Origin of the sequence: Halomonas sp. AOP13-D3-9 (assembly GCF_052379125.1) — a bacterium.
In the GTDB taxonomy this organism is placed as follows: domain Bacteria; phylum Pseudomonadota; class Gammaproteobacteria; order Pseudomonadales; family Halomonadaceae; genus Vreelandella.
Genome location: NZ_JBQSYH010000040.1, coordinates 1 through 3,415, shown reverse-complemented (window position 1 = coordinate 3,415; position 3,415 = coordinate 1). Strand labels below are relative to the sequence as shown.

General features: G+C 44.7%; 3 protein-coding genes. 2 read left to right on the top strand and 1 reads right to left on the bottom strand.

Translation table 11 applies throughout. The features are described from left to right. Positions 1–736, bottom strand: a 736-nt coding sequence (locus ACT3UM_RS24015) for an IS30 family transposase (protein WP_498902527.1), incomplete at its 3' end; no start/stop codon positions are given. Positions 737–969: 233 nt separating this feature from the next. On the opposite strand from ACT3UM_RS24015, the gene ACT3UM_RS24010 reads away from it, so the two are divergent. Further along, positions 970–2,073 carry a nucleotidyltransferase domain-containing protein gene (locus tag ACT3UM_RS24010; RefSeq protein ID WP_498902526.1) on the top strand — a complete coding sequence of 368 codons (1,104 nt, stop codon included), beginning with the start codon at positions 970–972 and terminating at the stop codon, positions 2,071–2,073. 1 nt (position 2,074) lies between these two features. Beyond that, positions 2,075–3,415, top strand: a 1,341-nt coding sequence (locus ACT3UM_RS24005; protein WP_498902525.1) for a ThiF family adenylyltransferase, incomplete at its 3' end; no start/stop codon positions are given.

Genomic DNA, 3,415 nt, shown 5'->3' with positions numbered 1-3,415 from the left:
CGGCCTTGGCAACCCCTTCGTGGTGCGCAAACTCCGAACCGTTGTCCAACGTAATGCTCTTCACCGCGCCGCGACGAGGCTTGAGTAGCCGAATCATGGCATTCTCGGTCAGCTCTGCCGTTATCTTTGGCAAACGCGCTGCCATTAAATAACCACTGCGGCGCTCCACTAGCGTCACCAAACCCGACTGCTTATGTCCCTTGAGCACCGTATCGCCCTCCCAGTGGCCAATCGTGAGCCGGTCATCTACCTCAGCGGGGCGGTGCTCAATACCCACACGGTTGGGAATCTTGCCAAGGCCTGCGCTCTTGGCGTGAGCACGGTGCTTGCTGCGCCGCTTAGGTTGACGAAGGTGCCGCCATAGATCGCCTCCGCGTGCCTTGTCATCACAAATCAAGGCGTAGATCCACTGGTGACTAACACCTATACCAATCAACGTCGCCATGAAACCGCTGATCTGCTCAGGACTCCACTCCTCACGGAGTTGTTGGGCGACGATGTTGATCATGCTGGGTAGGCGCTTCGTCCACTTCCAAGCGGTGCGTCGCCGGTGGTTGCTACGGTGCTGAGCCTGCTCGGGTTCATAACCATCAGCGGTCGCGTTGCGACGCAGCTCGCGGCTAATCGTACTGTTATGAATGCCAAGGGCTCTAGCGACCTGTCTCTGGTTCATGCCTACCCCAATATAAGCGTGAATCTGGTATCGTTGGGTCTGGGTCAGCTGTCGGTATTCCATGCTCTGCTTCACTTTGGTCGGTAAAACAGGGAGGGTACCGGCGCTGGCCCTCCTACTTCTACCGTGTGGTCCAAAGTGCTGCGGTTATTCTATGAATTCAGGTATAAGAGATGTCGAAACTCTCCATATTATAAATTAAAAATATGTTGAAATGTTTTTATAAAAACACTTGAAATTTTCTGTGCACATCCCCATTATTATTAGTAATGCTTTTTTTAAGAGGTCTATACATAATGTCCATTCAAACTCATTTCGATAGATTTAATAAAAAAATCTACCTCACTAGCCTCTCTGCAGGCTATAAAAAAGCAAAAGAAAAAGATGAAAGCATCTTTGAGGAAATAAAAATCGCATTCAAAGAGGCAGGCTATCCTGTAATCGACTCATTCATGCAGGGGTCATTTTCAGTAAATACAGCTATCAACAGCTTAGATGGTGATTTTGACATAGATCGTGCAATCGTCATTGATGCGCAGAAGGCGCCTGAAGATCCTGTTGCTCCAAAGAAAGTAATAAAGGAAGTGCTACATAACCGGAGTTTCAAGCACCCAAGAATTAAAAAGCCCTGTGTTACAGCTGACTACACATCTATTAAGCTACATATTGACTATACCGTTTATAAAAAAGTAAGTTCTTTCTTTAGCGATGATACCTACTATCTAGCTGTCGGTAAGAATGGTTCCAGTGTTGAGAATAAGGAATGGTCAGAGGCTGATCAGAAAGGACTAATTGAGTGGGTTGATAGCGTTGATGGTTTTCTACGTGGTGCTACTGAAAAACGCAAGCAGCTTAAAAGATTAATCAGATATATAAAACGTTGGAGAGATGTTAACTTTAGCTCTGAAGACGTTAGAAGAAAGATTTTCTCTATTGGGCTAACAGTAATGCTGAAAGATCAATATAAACCTAATCCATTATTGGCCGAGGTGGATGAAGACCTACAGGCGCTGAAAACAACGATTGATGGAATGCTTGCTGCTGACTATATTTCAGCTCCATTGGGAACTGCAGATTATCGCGTTTATGTGAAGTTACCCAAAGAGCCTAAGCGCGATATTTTCCAACACAAAGTGGAAGGAAAGAGCGCCGACGGTAGCGATTTAAATGTAGGATCTCAATTTAGAAATAAACTGCTCAAGCTTCAAGAGGGGCTACAGAAAACTTTGGACGAAACAGACGAGATAAAACAGTGCGAAATCTTGAATAAACTCTTTGGCGATGACTTCGAGGTGCCCAAGCAAGAGAAACCGCCTTCATCCAAGGCTGCTTCAATTATCGTGGGAGGCAGTGCCGCTTTCAGTACGGCGGGAGCTTCCGGTACATCGCAAGGTGCATAACGTGGACTATGCATCTATTTTAGAGTATTTCCTCGACAGTGAATTTGAAGTTCAACCCTCTAGTTATTTGAATCAGGATACTCTTTCGGTATGCGTTGATATTGATGGACGCCTTGTCACTTTGGTGCACTTCTGTATTGACGAGTTACAGAATTTGCCGCACTTTTTTTTAAAGAACCCTTCATCTTTTGGAGGCTTGGCCCACGTCCTAACCGTTCAAAACCTTGACGGGTTGTCTTCTATTTGTGTGAATCACCTTGACTCAGTCTCGGTAAACTTTGAAAAGCCAGAATTTGCCTTCGAAGAATCAATAAAGCGACATATTGAATTACTAACCCCCCTCATAACAGACTTTGAATTTAACCAACGTGAATTGCTTAGGGAATTCAGCACAAACTGGTACGTGAATACTAGGAGTCTATTGAGCAAATCGCCAAAGACTCTGTACTGTACGTCACGTATAGCCAACTTTACTCAAATGGATATTTACAAACCCATTTCACCAGATAGTGTTATGAGTATTTCCGCATCTTTCACGGCCCTGCCATATGAGGGTAATGATCAGGATGTGGCACGCTTTTTCAAGATAGATTCACGACAGCAACAGAAAGATGCAACAGGCTTTATTCTTCCGTTGCAATCTATAGACCCGGTTATACCCAGTAATGCTGATGGATTGAAAGCATGGGTACTGGACGCCTTGCAAAGACTTCTGCCTGAAACAAAAAGTAGGGTAGACAAGGAGTTGTTTTCTGTAAGAGCTAAAGAGTTTTGGTTAGTGCTCAACATAGCAACACCATCAGGCAAATCCTGGGTTGGGGTAAAGCTCAGTTTGGGTAAAAAGAGGACATTTCCTCTTACCCCTGAAAAAATGAGGCTGTGGAGGATAGAGCCAGTCTTTGTTGAGATATTTAATAAAGAACTCATGTTGCCCCGCAGTGGTGCCAGCTTATCACTTGACAATAAGAAAGTGTTGTTGGTTGGGTGTGGATCGGTGGGAAGTGAGATAGCACATAAACTGGGGTCAGCAGGAATTGGTCATATTGATATCGCAGATCCAGACAGCTTTAGCACATCTAATTTGTACCGCCATACCTTAGATGGCTACAAAACCGGTTGGCCGAAAGCTCTTGCCGTAGCTTTTCAATTGAAAGCAAAATTTCCTTGGCTCAACGTAAATGGTTCCCTCAATTCTTTACTCGATTATAGAAGTCCTGAGGTTTCAAAGCTCTATGATCTCGTAATCATCGCAATAGGAGCTCCGACCCATGAGCGGCTATTTCATGATTATCTCGAGAAATCGGGCGTTAAGGTTGCTGTAATTTATAGTTGGTTGGAAGGA

What these genes read in the sequence shown, in the direction of transcription:
- ACT3UM_RS24010 (WP_498902526.1), top strand. Translation starts at nt 970, where the DNA reads ATGTCCATTCAAACTCATTTCGATAGATTTAATAAAAAAATCTACCTC.